The organism is Brevibacillus sp. SIMBA_040 (genome assembly GCF_046535075.1).
In the GTDB taxonomy this organism is placed as follows: Bacteria; Bacillota; Bacilli; order Brevibacillales; family Brevibacillaceae; genus Brevibacillus.
Map to the genome: position 1 here is coordinate 37,320 of NZ_JAWRXI010000006.1, position 19,291 is coordinate 56,610.

Here is a 19,291-nt window from a genome sequence, read left to right on the forward strand (position 1 = left end):
TTACCAGGAAGGAAGCACGGAACCTTCAAAGCGTTCTTCGATGAATTTCTTTACTTCTTCGGAACGATAGCTATCAACAAGCTTTTGGTAAGCTGGATTGTCTTTGTTTTTGTCATTGGCAACGAGGACATTTACATACGGTGAATCAGAGGTTTCAGCAAAGATCGCATCCTTTTTAGGGGAATAGCCTGCTTCCATTGCAAAGTTGGTGTTGATCGAAGCGACCTCAACGTTGTTTAGGGAACGCGCCAGGAATGCTGCTTCGAGCTCTTTGAACTTCAGATTCTTCGGATTTTCTACGATATCCAGAGGTGTCGCATTGTCACCTACGCCATCCTTCAATTTGATCAGACCAGCTGCCTGATATAGTTGCAGGGCACGAGCGCGGTTCGAAGGATCGTTTTGGATGCCGACAACACCGCCGTCTGGGATGTCTTCTATTTTTTTATGCTTGGTGGAGTAGAGCCCCATCGGATAAGTCACGGTTTTGCCGATGATGGTCAGCTTTGTTTTATGGTCTTGATTGAATTTATCGAGGAAAGGAATTGTTTGAAAGCTGTTGATGTCCAGGTTTCCTTTATCGAGGGCTTGGTTCGGCTGTACATAATCGTTGAAGACGACAACTTCTACATCCAATCCTTTTGTTTTTGCCACTTCTTTTACTTTGTTCATGATTTCTTCGTGTGGTCCCCCGGTTACACCAACCTTGACGCTTGTTTGTTCAGCTGCGCCAGTTGCTGGTGCAGCTTCTTGTTTGCCTCCGCAAGCGGTCACGAGTGATGCCGCGAGTAGCAGTGATGTGAGTAACAGACCTGTCTTTTTCATTTGAATTTCTCCCCAATCCTTGTTTTTTATATATATTGAAAAGTAATGCCGAAAAGAGGGTAGAGAACTTGGTATTGCGTAAGTATGCAAAAAAACCTCTTCTGAAAATAGAAGAGGTTAGAAACTGTCATCGTGAAACAGTCGTAGAACACCTCTCTTATCTTCCGGAATGTTTTCCGCTGGAATTGGCACCATATCTATCGAGATAGGTTGCCGAGGTATCATAGGGCCAGTCCCTCCACCTCTCTTTATAAGAGAACGTTTTATTCAATTAAATCGATAAAATCTGATTCGGTTAGTTGGATTATAGCTTGCTTGTTCATGTCTGTCAAATGTTTTTAAAAATATTAACTTTCGAGAAAATCGCCAAGTTATTTCTCAGGTTAAACTCAAATATGGTATTATATGTAAAAAAGGGGATGGGGCGATTTCGTTGTGTAAATTCCTTTTTACTCTCATTTTATCATGTTGTTTTTTGACTGCGGGCTGTGCGAACATTGATGAATCCGTCCTTCTCCCAAACGAGCAAACAATAAAAATAGGCGTTGTAGGGAATCCTCCTATGGTTGACGAAAAAAACATAGAGTTCACTGAGATCGAACTTGGAAAGATGAGTAGCACTCCTGATACAGAATTTCACGCTTTATTTATTATGCCAGAGTTTCTTGAAGAAGCATCTAGTGCCAGATTTGCGGATCTTTATAAAAACTTGAAATACCCTGTGTTTTTTATTGGATCAAAGAAGTCGTATTATCCATTCATAGAGGAAGCATTAACATATTCTAAAGCGCCAGCAACAAATTCAGGAATGTTTGCAACTGGATTTATCAACAAAAATGGGCAGTACACAATATTTGAGTATGGCTTTAAAAATGATGAGCAGACAGAGGAAAATCTAAGAGAATTATATTCGAATATTTTCAATACGATTTTGTCGGAAGTTGTCGCAAGGAAAACTAAGTGAAGTATTTAGATTGAAAAATTGTAGTTTATACAGGTCGCAAGCAATAAATTTAGTCAAAATACGAATGATTACTTGCTAGAGGAGCAGAACATATGTATAATGGAAAAAAACAAACCTGATATATGTTCTCACAGGTGATGGCCATGACACTATTGGATACGAATGAAATCAGAAAAAAGCTATCTGCTATATATAATGAGATAGCAAAAGAGTTGTTCGGATTTGGAACGACTCTACTGAGAGTAACGATCGAGAACCAAATGATTACCTTCTATGCCAAACATCGCCGTTCTCCGCGCTCTGTTGCGCTGGAGGGTGAGGCCCCATCACTAAAGCTCGAAGTCGATTTCCGAATGTCTCTTCTATATAAGAAAAGACTACGGGAACGATTGGAAGAAGAAATGGGCCTGAACATAGAGGCTGTACTACGAGACTACGACGCTGCTACACAGCTGGCGATTACGAATGTTATTCTGACAGAACCAGAACTGAATACCTGACAGAGTAATTTGGATTTTCTCTTTTGATCTATCTCAAGAGAAGACCATAAGCTTTGGCGAAAACGGGTGTCGCTTCTCTTTGTTTACGAAGAAAAGTGCTCTTGTTTAGAATGAAACGTTCTAATCAAGGGTACTTTTCTTTTTTCTTTTTAACAAATTTTACCTTTATAAGGGTGTGGTTGATGCATAGATAAACGCGAACGGTGGAACAGTAGGGGGTTTATCAACGGTTGCAGGTTGTATAAAAACAGAGAAACGTTGAATCCTAAGCCAATGGAAGAATAAGACTCAGGCGATACCTGAAATGGAGGAAGTTAAAATGAAAAAATTACTGACAGGAATCCTATCCTTTTCTGCACTCTCGTTGGCACTGGCTGGCTGTGGCAGTGGTGAGCAACCACAACAAGGGGCTGCTGGTGGAGCAGCAAAGGGTGAGCCAACCAAGCTGGTCATCTCTACATGGGGTTTCTCCGAAGACTTTTTCCGCAAAGAAGTGTATGAGCCGTTCGAAAAAGAGCATAACGTCAAAATCGTTCTGGAAATCGGGAACAATGCAGAGCGTCTGAATAAAGTCCGTCAAGGCAGCTCAGATGTCGATCTGATTTATCTTTCCGACTATTATGCTCAACAAGGTATCGATAGCGGTGCATTTGAGAAAATCGATCGTACGCGCATCCCTAACCTGAACGAGATTTATGATATTGCCAAAGCTCCACTGGGTGAAGACTACGGTCCTGCCTACACGATTGGACAATTCGGGATTGCCTACAATCCAAACATCGTAAAAACCGAAATCAAAGATTGGAAAGACCTGTGGAACCCAGAGCTGGCAGGCAAGCTGACACTGCCAAGCATCACCTCCACAACTGGCCCAATGATCCTCGACAGCGCTTCGAAAGTGGCTGGAAGCAAAGAATTTAACGAAGACCAAGCGTTTGCCAAAATGAAAGAAGTAAACAAAGGCGTAGTGAAGTATTACGACAAAACATCTGAGTACGTAAACATGTTCAGCCAAGAAGAGATTGCAGTTGGACCAATCATGGAAATGTACTTCAAGGATATTCAGGCAGCAGTACCAGAAGCGAAGTTTGTAGCACCTACTAGCGGTGGCTACGCAGTAATGAATACGGTAAACATCGTAAAAGGCAGCAAAAACAAAGAGCTGGCTGAAGACTTCATCAACTATCAATTGAGCAAGGACGTTCAGGAAAAAGCAGCGAAAGCAAAAATAGATTCGCCAGTTAACACGGCTGTTAAGCTTACAGATGAAGAAGCAAAAGGCGTAACATATGGCGAAGAAACGATCAACAAGCTGCAAAAGCTGGATATGAAATTCGTAAACGAAAATTCCAAGGCTTGGATTGACCGTTGGAACCGTGAAATCACTCAATAAAGGGTAAAAAGGAACGAGGGTATAAACCATGTGCTTATACCCTTGTTTTTTCAAAACAGATGCGAGAGGAGGCCCACCCATGAAGCCAAAAATCATTTTGGATGTCGATACAGGTATCGATGATGCTCTCGGGATCATGCTCGCAGTGAAGAGTGGCGAGTGTGAGCTCATCGGAGTTACGACCGTCAACGGTAATGTCTCTCTGGGGAAAGCTACAGAAAATACATGCAAAATTCTCGACTTGCTGCAAGTAGGGGAGCAGATCCCAGTCGTGAAGGGTGCGTCCCAGCCATTGCTGCGTCCCGTATTTTTCGAGCACAGTGTTCATGGCGAGGACGGACTGGGAGGCGCACTGCGAGGTGTCACCGTCACGAAGCGGCCATCAGAGGGCTTCGGACCGGATTTCATCATTGAACAAGTGAAAAAGCAGCCGGGTGAAGTGACGCTGGTTATGACAGGACCACTGACCAATCTGGCGCTGGCTGTGAAAAAATGCCCCGAGCTGGTGGAGCTTGTTAAAGAAGTGATCTTTATGGGCGGGGTAGTCAAAGAACACGGCAATGTGACTCCTGTCGCTGAGTACAACATGTATGTGGACCCGGAGGCAGCCAAGTTTGTTTTTCATGCAGGCTTTCCTGAGCTAACTTTGGTAGGACTAGATGTGACGAGAAAAGTACTGCTGAACGAAGAACATATTGGAGAGCTAGGCGATACGCCGATTGGGCGTTATGTGAAGCAAAGCACTTCCGATTATTTAAAACGTTATTTTGAACGAAATGGTGTACGGGCATGCGCCATGCATGACCCACTAGCTGTTGGGGTCGCCTTGTCCAAGGATTTGGTGACGACGAAAAAGCTGTATGTCGATATCGAGACGAGAAGCGAACTGTGTGACGGGCAGACTGTGTGTGATTTCCAAAACCGATTGAAAAAAGAGCCAAACATGAATGTCTGTCTGGACGTGGATGCCGATGCATTCTTTGTACGTTTTATCCGCGCGCTGAAAGCCTGACGATACCGTGAACAGGAGTTAATGGAATGAAAAAAAAGGGTCTTTATTTATTGCTGCTGCCAGGCGTGTTGTTTTTGACGCTGTTCATGGTCATTCCGATCGTGCTCACGATTGCGTCTACCTTCTATCAAGAAGGCAGCTTTACACTACAAGGATATCTCCAGTTTCTGACTGACAAGTACTTTATGAAGATTTTGCTGACGACTCTGCAAGTGAGTATCGTAACGACCATCGCTTGCATCCTGTTAGGTTTTCCTGCAGCTTATTACATTTCGAAGCTCGGGCCTCGTAAAAAGGGCATTTTGCTTGCACTCGCCATCTTTCCACTGTTGACCAGCTCTGTTGTGCGTTCCTTCAGTTGGATGATTATTCTCGGAAAAAAAGGGCTTTTAAACAGCTCCCTGCTCTCATTGGGATTGATTGATAAGCCATTGGAAATATTGTACACCCCGACCGCGATGATGATCGGTTTGATTCATTTGTTCCTGCCGTTGATCATTATCACGCTGGTCGGTGTTATGGAAAACATTGATCCAGATTTGATTAAGGCTGCTGAGAGCTTGGGCGCCTCCAAATTTACTGCGTTTCGCAAGGTGATTGTACCACTGAGTGTTCCAGGCTTGATCATCGGTAGCATTCTCGTATTCGTAGGTAGCCTGACTGCTTATACGACTCCAGCCCTTTTGGGAGGAAAGCAGCGAGTGATTTCTACGTTCCTCTATCAAAATGCGATCACGCTCAATGACTGGTATATGGCATCCGTCATCGCGACGATCATGATTGTCATTACCTTTGTCGTGATCTATGTAATGAACAAATTGGCTACGAAATTAAATCCGAAGGGGTAGAAGCTATGCAGGAGAAAAATCGCGGGTTGGCCCTGTTTACGCTTCTTGTGTTTCTGTTTTTGCTAGGGCCGCTCATTATCATCTCGTTTACATCGTTTGAGCCAGGTACGGTTCTGAAATTCCCTCCGGAGGGCTTTTCATGGCGATGGTATGAAAATATTTTCAAAGTGGAGATGTTTTTAACTACATTTAAAACCTCCATGTTTGTGTCGTTGCTCGGTAATTTGTTGGCACTCGTTTTAGGCATCCCTGCTGCGTATGCATTGAGCAGATTTTCCTTCAAGGGAAAGGCAGCGCTAAACGCTGTGTTCATTTCACCCGTATTGATCCCGGGAATTGTTATGGGCTTTGCGATGCTCAAGTACGTCATTATCGTGTATCATTTACCGATTTACGCAGGTCTGTTGGTCGGACATACCGTTTTGATGCTTCCATTTATTATTCGGGTTGTGGCATCGAGCTTGTCCAACTTTGACTTCGCAATTGAAGAAGCGGCACTCAGCCTGGGTGCAGGGCGCTTCGCAACGTTTTTCAAGGTGGTATTGCCAAACATTCGATCCGGCATTATCGCGGCTATTTTGATTGCTTTTCTGGAGTCGTTCAATAACGTAGACATCTCCGTATTCATGACTGGACCGGGGGTAAGCACGCTGCCGATCCAGATGCTGACGTATGTGGAAAACAACTTCGATCCTACAATCGCTGCTCTTTCGGTGTTGCTCATGATCATCACAGCAATACTCATGTTCATCATTGAACGTCTGATGGGGCTTTCCTACTTTACTAAACGATAACGGAGGCATCAAACCATGGCATTGCTCACGCTGGATAACGTATCGGTTGCCTATGACAATCAGTACATTTTGAAAAACTTTCATTTAAATATCGAAAAAGGCCAGCTTATTTCCCTGCTCGGTCCAAGCGGTTGCGGAAAGACGACGACACTGCGCCTGATCGCAGGCTTTCTGGAAGCAAAGGACGGACGATTCTTGTTTGATGGCAAGGATTATACACGGGTACCGGTCAACAAGCGGAACTTCGGATTCGTATTCCAAAGCTATGCGCTATTTCCGCACCTCTCTGTATTTGACAACGTAGCGTTTGGTCTGCGCCTGCGCAAGATAGATGAGACTGAAGTAAAGAAGCGCGTGCAGCATATTTTGGATGTGGTGAGTCTGGGTGGCTTTGAAAAGAGATTTCCAAAGGAGCTCTCCGGTGGACAAAGACAGCGCGTGGCGATTGCCCGTGCTTTGGTCATTCAGCCTGACCTCTTGTTGTTCGATGAACCACTGAGTAATCTGGACGCCAATCTGCGGATTAACATGCGCGTAGAAATTCGTCGTATTCAGCAGGAGCTGGGCATTACGACGGTTTACGTATCCCACGATCAGGAGGAGTGCTTCTCTATCTCCGATCAAGTAGCCATCATGAACAAAGGAATCATTGAACAGCTCGATGATCCTGCAACCATTTTCAAATATCCGAAAACAGAATTCATCGCGCGTTTTATCGGCTTCACGAATTTCATTGAGTTTGCTGAGCGCACAGAGGAAAGCGGTGAGATCGGACTACGTGTCGGTGATCATCACTTTGTTGCGGCCAAAAATCCGGGAACCGCGAATCCGGCAGGGAAAAAATGCGCGATGCGTCCAGACGATCTGCTTGTCACGACGGAAGAGGTTCTCGATCAAAACATGAACCAGCTCAACGGCAGCGTAAAGGTTAGCACGTTCCTCGGACGCAGCTATCAATACGTAGTGGAAACCGAGCTGGGAGATTTCACGGTCAATCAGGAAATGGAAACCCCCTACAAGAGCGGCCAAAAGGTCAATCTGCTGTTTCCAAAAGACAAAGTGGTACTGGTGGACTAAAGACAGGAGGGTTTTTCGTGAAAGTCGATTTGCTGATTCAAGACGTTCAGGTATACAACAGCTATTTTAAAAAGTTCATCAAGGGAAACGTGGCTGTGCTGGACGGAAGATTCCTATATATCGGGGAGCGTGATACGGAGAGCTTTGAGGCAAATGAGGTTCTCGCTGGTCGCGGTCGCTACATGATTCCAGGTCTGGTCGACATCCATCTGCACATCGAGAGCACGATGGTGACGCCAGAGACCTTTTCCTATGGCTTGATCCAAAATGGGGTGACGACGATTGTGCCGGAGCCACATGAAATGGCCAATGTATTTGGCATCGAAGGGATCAAAGAGATGATTCGCGCCAGCCAGGACTGTGTCGTAGATATGAAGTACGCGATCCCTAGCTCTGTGCCAGCGACCTCGATGGAAACAACCGGGGGCTCTGTGGAAATTCCGGATATGGACGAGCTTTTACGTTCGGAAGAAATTATTTGTCTGGGCGAGATCATGAACTATGTCGATATCATCAAGGACCCTGCCTGTAAGACAAATCAAATCCTGGAGCATATTCGCAAAGAGTATCCGAAGCTCGTCATTGAAGGACATGTTCCGAAGCTGCTCGACCTTGATTTGCATCGCGTAATTTTTGCAGGCGTGGATTCCGACCATACCCATCAAACGCTGGAAGGAATGGAAGCGAGAATCGCTGCAGGTATGTTCCTGGAGATACAGGAAAAGTCGATGACTGAGGAAGTCATGAACTATTTGATCAACGAGGATGTTTCTGAGCATTTTTGCTTTATAACGGATGACGTCATGACCGATTCTCTGTACAATCGCGGTCATCTCAACCATATCGTGAAAAAGGCGATCCAAATGGGCATGACGCCGGAGCGCGCCATCTATGCCGGAACATTTACACCAGCAAGACGGATGCAGATGACAGACCGCGGAGCGATTGCTCCTGGTAAAATCGCTGATTTCATGATGGTTTCCGATCTGCGTGAGCTGACGATTGAGCAGGTGTACAAAAACGGTAAGAAAGCTTTTGACGTCAGCGAAGATTACAGCCAAGTGGTGAAGCCAAAGCAGTTCCCGGCACATTTTTATCAAAGTATTCAGCTGTCACCACTCACAGAGGCAGATTTCCAAGTTGCTGCTGATGCACCTGACAATCGCTATCCATGCCGGGTGATGCTGGTGCAGAACGGCTCGACCTTTACGGAGGATCATCGTGGCATTGTCGAGGTGCGGGACGGACAGCTGTGCTGGGAAGAAAGCCCGTATGGACTCATCGCCGTTATCGAGCGATATGGCAAAAACGGCAACCGCGGCTATGGACTGATCAGTGGAGATACGATCAAGCGCGGTGCAGTCGCAACCAGCTACTCGCATGACAACCACAATCTGCTCGTTGTCGGTCACAATCCACACGACATGATGATCGCAGCCAACGAGGTTATCCGCAATCAGGGCGGCTTCTACGTTGCCTGCGACGGAAAAGTAATCGCCAGCCTGCACCTGCCAGTAGGCGGCATCCTGACCGAGGAGCCACTTGAAAAAACGGCAAAAGAGGTAGAGCAGCTGCGCAGAGCTATGGAATCTCTCGGCTACAATCATTACAACCCGATCATGTCCATCAGCACGCATTCGTTGCCGGTTAGCCCGGCGCTGAAGCTGACGGATTTGGGTCTGATTGATGTGAATGAGGGGAAAGTCGTGCCGCTGCTTTTGATGTAGAGTAATTGGAGAAGTACAATGATGAAAAAGCAAAAACCGGGAGCGCATTCGCTGTTCCCGGTTTTTTTGCAAGATTCCTTTTATGCCAATAACGACAGGAGGTGTGTCAAATCTGCCTCTGTTGCGAGGGAAGCGGTCGTATCCACAAGCTGCTCGGCAAGCGCCGGAGCGTCTATCAGCACATCCGTAAGCTTTTGCTGCACATCTGCTGCCGAGAGGGAATTCCCCGGTGCGCCACGTGGGTGATCTACTCGCTCGCGATACACCTGCCCGTCTTTTGTAGTGATTTCGACGATCGTAAACCGACCTTTTGGCACGGCTTCCGGTGCAGGCTCGATTTGGCTGTCGTAGGCGCGCCGGGCACGCGGCAAAAAGGCGAGAATGTCCTCCTGAATCGGAGCTGCTGTGAAGCTGTCCAAAGACAGTGAACGCCTGTGCAGGGCGAGGCTGACCACGTACTCAACACTGAAGCGGCCTTGTTCGCCTGTGCGTGGCTGCCTTTCGATGAGCGCGGCATCGCCCCCCGGAGGAAACACGATACGGACCGATTCCACATCTGTGGGAGCAAAGGAATGGAGAGCGGCCAAGCGAACAGCTGCATCGGCGGCGTGATGGGCTGCAGAGCAAAACGGATAGATTTTGAACCATAGCCCGGGAGCAGCGATCCTCCAGGAGGTGCCCCAATCCTTGAGCAAGACGGATGTTGCCAGCGACAAGTCTCCGTACACCGCAAAAAAGCCGTATTCGCCGTCCAATGCTTGCAAGCTGCCTCCGAAGTCTGCTTCCGCGAGATTGACAGCCAGCAAAGCAGACTGGGCAGCGAGCCCTGCGTGCAGAGGCTTGGCCTCTGTGCCGAATTGCATGCGAAGGCCACTTGACTGTGTGGCGGCAAAGCCGATCGCTTTTTGCAGCTTTACCGAGGAAAAGCCTTTAGCATAGCCTGCCGCGACCGCTGCGGCGATAACCCCCAAGGTAGAGGTATTGTGCCAGCCCCTGATGTAATGGGTATCCCCAATCGCGCGTCCCAAACGGGCCATGACTTCAACGCCAATGACATAGGCAGCGAGAAATCGCTGGCCGCTTAGCGGAGACGTCGCGGCAACGGAAATCAGCGCAGGCAGAAGAACCGTACTAGGATGGCCCCGTACATCGGAATGCACGTCGTCAAAATCAAGGGCATGCCCGATGTAGCCGTTCAGCAAGGCGGCCTGAAGAAAGCTGGCTTTGCGCCGTTGCCCGATTACAGGCACTTCGGCATGACCGCCTTCTGTTTCGACGATTTTCCACAGCTTTGCCGTACCCGAATCCTCCCGGGCAGCAAAGCTGGCAGCCAGATAGTCCAAGATTCCCAAGCGGGCCGCTGCCATGGCTGCATCGTCAGTTTCAGGCTGGGAAGAAACGACGAGCTCAGCCAGCTCCTCTGTTAGCCGTCTGTCTCGTCCTGCGTTCGTATTTGTATTGGTCACGGTGGGCCACTCCCTTCCCCAGCCTACGAGATGAAAGCAGCCGGAGCGGTTATTTGCTGCAAGAAACGCTGCGTACGCTGGTTTTGCGGACGGTCAAAGATTGCTTCAGGCGTTCCTTGCTCGACGATTTTTCCATCGGCCATGAAAATGATACGGTCTGCTACCTGGCGGGCAAAGGCCATCTCGTGCGTGACGATCAGCATGGTTGTGCGCTTTTCGGCAATGGCCTTGATGACCTGCAACACTTCTGCAACCAGCTCGGGATCGAGGGCGGAGGTTGGCTCATCGAGCAAAATCGCATGCGGGTCAACGGCGAGAGCACGAGCGATGGCAACGCGCTGCTGCTGGCCTCCTGACAGGGTGATCGGGTAGCTGTCTGCCTTTTGAGACAGGCCGACCTGCTCCAGAAGTGCCAGACCGATTTTATCTGCCTCGCTTTGCTTCATCTTTTTCGTGATGATCAACGATTCCGTGACGTTTTGCAGCGCCGTCCTGTTTTTGAACAGGTTGTAGTTTTGAAAGACCATCGCGGTCTGCTGACGTAGGTGGTGTGCTTCCTTACGCGAGTATTTTTGTGCGTCCAGTGTGGCTTGCCCGATTTCGATTCGTCCGGCGTCAGGGCTCTCCAGCAGGTTGAGACAGCGCAGCAGCGTTGATTTTCCTGAGCCAGAAGGGCCGATGATGGCTACGACCTCTCCTTGCTTCACTTCGATATCAATCCCGTCCAGCACGACCAGATCCTTAAACTGTTTGCGCAGATTCGTTACGTTAATCATGGCGATCCCTCGTTAGTTTTTATATGGCTTGCTCAGTCGTCTTTCCAGCCATTCCTGCAGAAGGCTGTAGACGATGGTCAATGCCCAGTACACAATCGCGACGGCAAGGTAAATTTCAAAAAACTTCAATGACGCAGACGCCATCATTTTCCCTTGGGCGAACAGCTCGGCGACCCCGAGCGTAAAGGCCAGCGAGGTTTCCTTCACAAGCCCGATAAAGGTGTTGCCCGAAGCGGGGATCGCGTTGCGCGTCGCCTGCGGGAGAATGATGCGGCGGTACGCCTGGGCCTTGGTCATACCGACAGCCAGACACGCCTCTAGCTGTCCGTTGTCGACAGAGCCCAGTGCGGCGCGGAAAATCTCCGCCAAATAGGCCGAGTTTTTGATGCTCAGGCCGATAATGGCTGCCGTCAGAGCGTTCAATGCGCTGAACGACGGGAACAACTGCGGCAAGCCGTAGTAGATCAGAAACAGCTGAACGAGCGTAGGTGTTGCACGAAAGAAGGAAATGTACACATTGGCGAGCTGATGGAGCACGGGAACCCGGTTTTTCGTGATGAGGGCAAGCACCAGCCCAATGGCGATGGCAAAAATCATCGCGACGACTGCCATCACCAAAGTGAGTGGCAAGTATTTGAGCAAGGTAGGAAAGACCTCTAGCATGTATTGCCCATCAAAATTCATCGCATATGCACCGCCTATTTCTGAATTGGCGCCGTAACATCAGCCTTGAAGTATTTTTCCGAAAGCTGTTTCAAGGTGCCGTTGTCGCGCAGCTCTGTCAGTACTTTGTCAAACTCCGCGCGCAGCTGATCGTGCTTCTCGTCTTTCTGGAACGGGAAGGCCACTTCCTCATAAGTGATCGGATCTCCGGCCAGCTTCAACGGCAGCCCTGTTTTTTCGATCTGTGCGAGCAGGACGCTGCGTCCATTGATGTAAGCATCAATGCGTCCGTAGGCGACATCGTTGAGTGTTCCTTCCTGTGTCTCGTAAGTGCGGATGTTGATTTCATTGTTCGGGTCCTGCTTCTGCAGGTTTTTCGTATGATTCGAGCCGAGTACCGCTCCGACCGTTTTTCCTTTCAAATCCTGAACGGAATGAATGTCATTGTTGTCGTTTTTCACGATGATTTGCGTTCCTGCGTATGCGTAGGTCTGGGAAAAGCTGAATTTCTCTTTGCGTTCATTGGTCATGGCTACTTGATTGGCGACTGTATCGATCCGGCCTGTTTCCAGCTGGCCCATCACGCCGCTGAACTCAGCCAGGTGCCACTCGATTTTATAGCCGAGCTTCGCGGCGATTGCTTCTGCCACATCGACGTCAAAGCCCTGCAATTTTTCCCCTTCTTTATAGGCGAATGGGTAGCTTTGTCCGGTCGCTCCTACGCGTAATACCTTTTCCTCCGAAGCTCCCGAAGCAGCCTGATCGCCGCCATTGCCGCATGCAGCGAGGAGGAGTGAGAGGCCAAGTGTAATACCAAGTATTCCTTTATGTTTTTTCATATGCGTATCTCCTAGTTGGGTAATTTGTTTTGTAATGATGTGTCGCATGATCTAGGACTGCAGTGTTTACAGCTCTTTGCGGAAATAAATCGTCGTATGGCCGCGGCCCAGATTGGCTTCACCGGCACGCACATAGCCTCTGCGTTCATATATACCTGACAGCCACGGATGCTCGTCGGCAGTACCGAGCGATACAGCAGGAGCTTTCAACGTATCCCGGACGATAACCTCCTCTACCCATGTCAGCAGAGCGGAGCCAACGCCTTTTTTGCCGATGATAGGATCGACGGCAAACCACCAAATGTGGGGAAGGCCGAATGGTCCAGGCTGAGGTCCCCAGGGCATGCGCAGTGAGACAGTTGCCTGAATCTGGCCATCTTCCTCCAGTACGTAACAGGCGTGGTTGAGAATATTTTTTTTGACGAGTGCCAGATCGGCTGTGGCTGCAGCAAAATGGATGCCCAGCTCGCGTATGGGAGCATAGGCCCGCAGCGTCAGCGCGAGCAGCTCTTCTGCATCGTCTGCGGTTGCCAGACGGAATGTTCTTGTCATGTTGTCTCCCTCGCACTTCTTGCTGCATCGGCTTCCGGTGATTTGCATCGACTTACCGATTTGCAGCATTTTATATGGATACATGTCCTTTGCTCTGCTGGCTCGTATAACGATTGACAGGGCGCTTTAATCCCAGGTGATCGCGCAAGGTTGTGCCCTCGTATTCGGTGCGGAATAGCCCGCGCTGCTGGAGGAACGGTACGACCTCATCGACAAACACGTCCAAGCCCTCAGGCAAAAGCGGAGGCATTAGATTGAAGCCGTCACAACCTTCCTGCAAAAACCATTCTTCCATCTTGCCCACAAGCTGCTCTGGCGTACCGACAAAGATGTGGTGACCTCGTGAACCAGCGATGTACTGATATAGCTGGCGGATGTTCAGCTTTTCTCTGCGTGCCAAGTTCAGCACGAGCTCAAAGCGGCTTTTCACGGCGTTGGTCTCAGGAAGGTTGATGTCTGGCAGCGGACCGTCGAGCGGATACGGCGTTAGATCGAAGCCGCCTAAATAACTGGAGAGAATTTTCAATCCGACAGAAGGCAAGATCAGCTCCTGCAGCTCCTGGAATCTGGCCTGCGCGGCTTCCTCGGTGTCACCCAGAATAGGGAAAATTCCTGGCATGATGCTAACCTCATCCGGAGAGCGACCATAGGAGAAGACCTTTGCCTTCACACTTTGATAAAAGGCTTGCGCGTCAGGAAGATTGTTTTGCGCCGTGAAAATGACCTCAGCCGTTCGGGCTGCCAGATGCTGGCCAGGCTCGGAGGAGCCTGCCTGTATGATCACCGGATGTCCCTGAGGCGGTCTTGCTACGTTTAACGGTCCGCGAACGGAGAAAAACTCGCCACGATGCTGCAATTCATGCAGCTTTGCCGGATCGAAAAAAACGCCTGATTCCTGATGGCGTATGAGAGCATCATCCTCCCAGGAATCCCAGAGTCCTTTCACGACCTCGACAAATTCTTCAGCCCGCAGGTAGCGGAGGCTGTGCTCGGGATGCTTTTCTCCGCTGAAGTTCAAGGCTGTGGCTTCGATGGAAGAAGTAACGACATTCCACGCTGCCCGACCATTACTGAGGTGATCAAGCGAAGCGAACTGGCGGGCAATATGAAAAGGCTCGCTATAAGTAGTGGAGGCTGTGGCAGCCAGGCCAATTTTTGAAGTGGCGGCAGCCAGTGCAGTCAAAAGGGTAAACGGTTCAAAGCGTGCCAGTACGTTCGGATGGGAGTCGGGACTGATCGACAGGCTATCCGCGAGAAACAGCATATCCAGCTTGCCACGTTCGGCTGTTTTGGCTAATTGCTGGAAGTAGGCGAGGTTCATGCTGCCATCCGTTTGCGCATGAGGGTGACGCCAGGATGCGACATGATGACCGGTTCCGGCGAGAAAAACGCCGATTTTCAAATGTTTGGGGGCCTGTGCCATGACCTTCTACGCTCCTTTAGTTGTTGAGTTGGAATTAAAACTTATAATTCCAATTTAAATAGTCGGTTTTTATAGTTTTAAAATATACGCCTTTTCCCAAAGTGTTGTCAATATATAAAAATTTTTTAATGGGCTATTTCTTCTGCTGCCTGCTGGAAGAAAAAAACACTTTGGTTCTCTTTGTTCAGTGATATTCGTTTTGCTATACTATATTTTTGTGCTACAGTTCCTAAGAGAGCCATTTGGCAGTTTTTTTCAAATCGTTTCAACGATATTCTTATGTAAATGAGGAAGAGCAATCATGCTAGAAACCTATTCATTAAAAGAAAAGTGGCGGCAGTTTCTGATTGTCCTGTTGCCGATCCTTATATCGCAGCTGGCGCTTTTCTCCATGACCTTTTTCGATACGATCATGTCCGGACACGCAAGCCCGACAGATTTGGCGGGAGTAGCGATTGGAGCAAGTCTCTGGGTACCTGTGCAGTCAGGACTGACAGGGATATTGATGGCGGTTATGCCGATGGTAGCCCAAATGCTGGGGGCAGGCCGCAGGGATCAGGTTCCTTTTACAATCATTCAGGCATTGTATGTAGGGATTGCGATTGCGATTGCCGTCATTATCTTCGGTGGCATGGCATTAAACCCGGTAATAAACATGATGCAGCTAGAACCCGATGTAAGAGAGATTGCGATTGGATTTTTGCACGCGATTGCGATTGGGATTATTCCATTGTTTCTCTACACGGTCATTCGCTGTTTTATCGATGCTTTGGGAGAGACCCGGGTAACGATGATCATCACCCTGTTCTCCTTGCCGATCAATGTACTACTAAACTATGCTTTGATTTTTGGTCATTTTGGCTTGCCTCGTCTTGGCGGGGTTGGAGCTGGCTACGCTTCAGCGATTACGTACTGGTGCATATTTTTAATCAGTCTGTTTGTAGTAAAGCGTGTGCATCCATTTGCGGAATTCGGTGTGTTTTCGAAGCTGTACCGCATTTCTTTGACAGCCTGGAAAGAATTGCTCAAGCTTGGGCTGCCCATCGGCTTCTCGATCTTTTTCGAGGTCAGTATTTTCGCTGCGGTAACGCTCTTTATGAGTGAGTACAGCACGATCACGATTGCGGCTCACCAGGCAGCGATGAACTTTGCCTCCTTCATCTATATGGTGCCACTCAGTATTTCGATGGCATTGACGATTGTGGTAGGCTTCGAGGTCGGTGCCAAGCGCTTTCGTGATGCGCGCCAATACAGCTATATGGGGATTGGAATTGCAGTCGTACTTGCGCTGGTGTTTGGTCTCGTTTTGCTGCTCTTTAACAAGCAGGTGGCGGGATTCTATACGACGGATATCGAGGTTTTGGAGCTGGCCCAGCATTTCTTGATGTACTCGATTTTGTTCCTGATCTCCGATGCGGTGGCGGCACCGATTCAAGGTGTATTGCGCGGGTATAAGGATGTTACCGTTACCTTTATCGTGGCGCTCGTTTCCTACTGGGTCATCGGGCTGCCGCTGGGGTATCTGCTGGCGAAATTCTCGTATTTTGGCGCGTTCGGTTACTGGATTGGATTGATTACGGGCTTGGCGGCAGGTGCGGTCTTCTTGTTTGGACGCTTGCTTTCCTTGCAAAAGCGAATGATCAAAGCTCATTCGCAAGGATAATACAAGAAGCTAAGGCTATGCGGGAAATCCCTTGTTGGAGGGGTTTTCCGCTTTTTGCATGAAGAGGGAATGGCGAGCTTACAATAAGTGAAGATGCGGTTGGCGGCAGCGGAGGAATGATCTTTTTGCCTCTATGTAAAAATTTCTCTCCTATTTTTCGAGGAGAGCGTATATACTTTCAATAATAGATGATGGAAGAAAAGCTGACATTGGTTGGCAGAAGGGAGGAGAAATCATTGTCTTATGTTTTTTTGATGAAGCTGGGGGTGGCTATGTTTCTCGGCCTGCTGATCGGTGTGGACAGACAGCTGAAGCATAAGCCATTAGGTGTAAAGACAAGCATGGTTATTTCAGTAGCCAGCTGTCTGATCACGATTGTATCGATAGAATCGGTGAATCGCTTCTCCTTGCCCGGACATACCAATATGGACCCATTGCGCCTGGCAGCACAAATCGTCAGTGGGGTCGGTTTTCTCGGAGCAGGTGTGATTTTGCGCCGAAGCAACGATGTGATCTCCGGCTTGACTACTGCTTCAATGGTTTGGGCGGCATCCGGGCTAGGTATTGCGGTAGGTGCGGGCTTTTATTTTGAAGCACTCACCGCTACTCTCCTGATCATTTTAGCCATTAACCTGTTTCCACTCATTTTGAGATGGGTAGGTCCACGATCATTGCGTCAACGCGATTTGTCGATCAAAATTGTGGTGCAGGGTGAGGGCAACCTCGATGATGTGTTCAAGCAGATCAAGCATCTCGATATGCAAGTGAAGCGTGTAAAAGTAAAAGATGTGGAAAGTAACCAGCAAAAGCTGGAGATGATGATTACTGCCTCTGAAGATACGTATACGACCGAGATTTACAGCTTGTTAAAGGAAGTGGATCACGTCGTTTCTGTAGAGGTGGAGAGCAGATAAATGGCAGAAAGAAGAGACCGAGACGAGCCTTGGAACAGGCGTTTCGGTCTTTTTGCTGTGCCGATCGAGTATGCGTTGCCTGAGGCTCAAGATATTCAAACACTTTAAGGCATGTTAGTGCTTGATAACAAGAATGAAAATCATTATCATCAAAATTGTAAGCAAGTAATTCCAAATGTTTTCCGTTCGACCAGAAATAAATGGACAAGATAAAGAAAGAATCGATGAAGTGTACAGTTAGAGAATGGCTGTAGCTGGTTACATAAGAATAAGAGAGGCAGCTACACGACGAAAAAGGAGGAGCAGTCATGGAATTTCGCATAGAAAAGGACACCCTGGGGGAAATGAAGGTCCCGGCAGATAAATTGTGGGGTGCGCAAACACAGCGCAGCTTCCAAAACTTTGAGATCGGCGATGAAAAAATGCCGCTGATGGTCATTCGTATGTTTGCGATTCTGAAAAAGAGTGCGGCTCGTGCAAATCAAAAGCTGGGCAAGCTGGATAACGACAAGGCAGAGGCTATCGTAGCAGCGGCTGACGAAGTGATCGCTGGCAAGTGGGACGAACACTTCCCACTCGTTGTTTGGCAGACTGGCAGCGGCACGCAGTCGAACATGAACGTCAACGAGGTCATTTCCCACCGTGCGAACCAGCTGTTGGAGCAAAAGGGTAGCGCAGCTCGTATTCATGCCAACGATGACGTGAATAAATCGCAAAGCTCCAACGATACGTTCCCAACTGCTATGCACGTGGCTGGACTTGTCGCCATCGAGGATCAGGTGCTGCCTGCTTTGCAGGTACTTGCTCAAACCTTGAAGCAAAAGAGCGAAGCGTACATGGACATTATTAAAATCGGACGCACGCATCTTCAAGATGCAACGCCGTTGACCCTCGGACAAGAAATCAGTGGCTGGGTTCGCATGCTCGAAAAAACGGAAAAGATGATTAAGGAAAGCAGCGAGTATCTGCGCGAGCTGGCGATTGGCGGGACTGCTGTCGGAACAGGCATTAATGCACATCCTCGCTTCGGAGAAATGGTCGCAGAAGAAATCAGCAGCGAGACGAATACTAAATTTGTGACCGCACAAAACAAATTCCATGCCCTGACCAGCCACGATGAGCTCGTGCATGTACACGGTGCCTTGAAGGCGCTGGCAGCCGATCTGATGAAAATTGCTAATGACGTCAGATGGCTCGCGAGTGGTCCACGCTGCGGAATTGGCGAGATCGTCATTCCAGCGAACGAACCAGGCAGTTCGATCATGCCCGGAAAAGTAAATCCGACGCAAAGTGAAGCGATCACGATGGTTGCCTGCCAGGTCATGGGCAATGATGCAGCAATCGGCTTTGCTGCGAGCCAGGGAAACTTTGAGCTGAACGTATTCAAGCCAGTCATCATTTACAACTTCCTGCAATCAGCAAGACTGCTTGCGGATGCGATGAAATCATTTAATGACCATTGCGCCATCGGAATCGAGCCAAACCTGTCAGTCATCAAAGAAAACCTGAACAACTCCCTCATGCTGGTGACTGCACTCAATCCGCACATCGGCTATGAAAATGCAGCAGCAGTTGCCAAGCTCGCACACAAAGAGGGCATCACCCTCAAAGAAGCAGCAATCAAGAGCAACCTGCTCACCGAAGAGAAATTCGATGAAGTAGTCCGCCCAGAACAAATGATTCATCCAAAAGAATAAGAAATAGCGGCGCGTGTTTCGATCAAAGCCGCACTCCTAACAAACCGATGGTCTCCAAGCCATCGGTTTTGTCTATCCTGTAAGCAGGGACAAGCCATTCATTCCTTAACTTACGACGAAGGAAGCCCCTCACCTTCTTTTTTTCCGTCCGCCTTGAA

The 19,291-nt window shown here is 48.6% G+C and carries 18 protein-coding genes and 1 riboswitch; of the genes, 11 read left to right on the forward strand and 7 right to left on the reverse strand.

The genetic code is table 11. The features are described 5' to 3' along the window. Entirely contained in the window at nt 1-825 is an 825-nt protein-coding gene (locus tag SB752_RS11720) for a MetQ/NlpA family ABC transporter substrate-binding protein (RefSeq protein WP_410715828.1), read from the reverse strand. A gap of 154 nt (nt 826-979) precedes the next feature. Then, nucleotides 980-1,082, reverse strand: a riboswitch (SAM riboswitch). A gap of 305 nt (nt 1,083-1,387) precedes the next feature. On the opposite strand from SB752_RS11720, the gene SB752_RS11725 reads away from it, so the two are divergent. The 8 genes from SB752_RS11725 to SB752_RS11760 all read left to right on the forward strand — a co-directional run bounded on the left by SB752_RS11725 (nt 1,388) and on the right by SB752_RS11760 (nt 9,140). Beyond that, the gene (locus SB752_RS11725) at nt 1,388-1,789 is read left to right on the forward strand and encodes a hypothetical protein (protein WP_410715829.1); all 402 of its coding nucleotides are present in this window, start codon (nt 1,388-1,390) and stop codon (nt 1,787-1,789) included. Nucleotides 1,790-1,932: 143 nt separating this feature from the next. Next, complete coding sequence (locus tag SB752_RS11730; protein WP_410715830.1) at nt 1,933-2,289, forward strand: DUF2294 domain-containing protein; 357 nt, start codon at nt 1,933-1,935, stop codon at nt 2,287-2,289. A gap of 319 nt (nt 2,290-2,608) precedes the next feature. After that, on the forward strand, nt 2,609-3,682 hold the full coding sequence (locus tag SB752_RS11735; RefSeq protein WP_410715831.1) for an ABC transporter substrate-binding protein: 1,074 nt from the start codon (nt 2,609-2,611) through the stop codon (nt 3,680-3,682). Nucleotides 3,683-3,761: 79 nt separating this feature from the next. Next, nucleotides 3,762-4,694: a nucleoside hydrolase gene (locus SB752_RS11740; protein WP_410715832.1), complete on the forward strand. Its 933-nt coding sequence runs from the start codon at nt 3,762-3,764 to the stop codon at nt 4,692-4,694. 26 nt (nt 4,695-4,720) lie between these two features. After that, a complete protein-coding gene (locus SB752_RS11745; protein WP_049740667.1) occupies nt 4,721-5,542 on the forward strand; it encodes an ABC transporter permease in 822 nt (273 codons plus the stop codon). 5 nt (nt 5,543-5,547) lie between these two features. After that, nucleotides 5,548-6,336 carry an ABC transporter permease gene (locus SB752_RS11750; RefSeq protein ID WP_289138005.1) on the forward strand — a complete coding sequence of 263 codons (789 nt, stop codon included), beginning with the start codon at nt 5,548-5,550 and terminating at the stop codon, nt 6,334-6,336. A 15-nt stretch (nt 6,337-6,351) separates the two neighbouring features. After that, the gene (locus tag SB752_RS11755) at nt 6,352-7,413 is read left to right on the forward strand and encodes an ABC transporter ATP-binding protein (RefSeq protein ID WP_410715833.1); all 1,062 of its coding nucleotides are present in this window, start codon (nt 6,352-6,354) and stop codon (nt 7,411-7,413) included. Between the two features lie 17 nt (nt 7,414-7,430). Then, a complete protein-coding gene (locus tag SB752_RS11760) occupies nt 7,431-9,140 on the forward strand; it encodes an adenine deaminase C-terminal domain-containing protein (RefSeq protein ID WP_410715834.1) in 1,710 nt (569 codons plus the stop codon). Between the two features lie 80 nt (nt 9,141-9,220). Here SB752_RS11760 and SB752_RS11765 read toward each other — a convergent pair whose 3' ends face one another. From SB752_RS11765 to SB752_RS11790, 6 genes are all read right to left on the reverse strand, one after another. Beyond that, nucleotides 9,221-10,606 carry an MmgE/PrpD family protein gene (locus tag SB752_RS11765; protein ID WP_410715835.1) on the reverse strand — a complete coding sequence of 462 codons (1,386 nt, stop codon included), beginning with the start codon at nt 10,604-10,606 and terminating at the stop codon, nt 9,221-9,223. Nucleotides 10,607-10,629: 23 nt separating this feature from the next. After that, nucleotides 10,630-11,382 (reverse strand): amino acid ABC transporter ATP-binding protein, encoded by a 753-nt coding sequence (locus SB752_RS11770; RefSeq protein WP_410715836.1) that lies wholly within the window; start codon nt 11,380-11,382, stop codon nt 10,630-10,632. A gap of 12 nt (nt 11,383-11,394) precedes the next feature. Further along, a complete protein-coding gene (locus SB752_RS11775; RefSeq protein WP_410715837.1) occupies nt 11,395-12,066 on the reverse strand; it encodes an amino acid ABC transporter permease in 672 nt (223 codons plus the stop codon). 14 nt (nt 12,067-12,080) lie between these two features. Continuing rightward, complete coding sequence (locus SB752_RS11780; RefSeq protein ID WP_410715838.1) at nt 12,081-12,884, reverse strand: amino acid ABC transporter substrate-binding protein; 804 nt, start codon at nt 12,882-12,884, stop codon at nt 12,081-12,083. Between the two features lie 66 nt (nt 12,885-12,950). Then, nucleotides 12,951-13,436: a GNAT family N-acetyltransferase gene (locus tag SB752_RS11785; protein WP_410716054.1), complete on the reverse strand. Its 486-nt coding sequence runs from the start codon at nt 13,434-13,436 to the stop codon at nt 12,951-12,953. 70 nt (nt 13,437-13,506) lie between these two features. Further along, a complete protein-coding gene (locus tag SB752_RS11790; RefSeq protein ID WP_410715839.1) occupies nt 13,507-14,859 on the reverse strand; it encodes an LLM class flavin-dependent oxidoreductase in 1,353 nt (450 codons plus the stop codon). A gap of 301 nt (nt 14,860-15,160) precedes the next feature. On the opposite strand from SB752_RS11790, the gene SB752_RS11795 reads away from it, so the two are divergent. The 3 genes from SB752_RS11795 to fumC all read left to right on the forward strand — a co-directional run bounded on the left by SB752_RS11795 (nt 15,161) and on the right by fumC (nt 19,133). Continuing rightward, complete coding sequence (locus SB752_RS11795) at nt 15,161-16,522, forward strand: MATE family efflux transporter (RefSeq protein WP_410715840.1); 1,362 nt, start codon at nt 15,161-15,163, stop codon at nt 16,520-16,522. Between the two features lie 236 nt (nt 16,523-16,758). Beyond that, a complete protein-coding gene (locus SB752_RS11800) occupies nt 16,759-17,436 on the forward strand; it encodes an MgtC/SapB family protein (protein WP_410715841.1) in 678 nt (225 codons plus the stop codon). A gap of 308 nt (nt 17,437-17,744) precedes the next feature. Continuing rightward, nucleotides 17,745-19,133 carry a class II fumarate hydratase gene (fumC, locus tag SB752_RS11805; RefSeq protein ID WP_410715842.1) on the forward strand — a complete coding sequence of 463 codons (1,389 nt, stop codon included), beginning with the start codon at nt 17,745-17,747 and terminating at the stop codon, nt 19,131-19,133. The last annotated feature ends 158 nt before the right edge of the window (nt 19,134-19,291 follow it).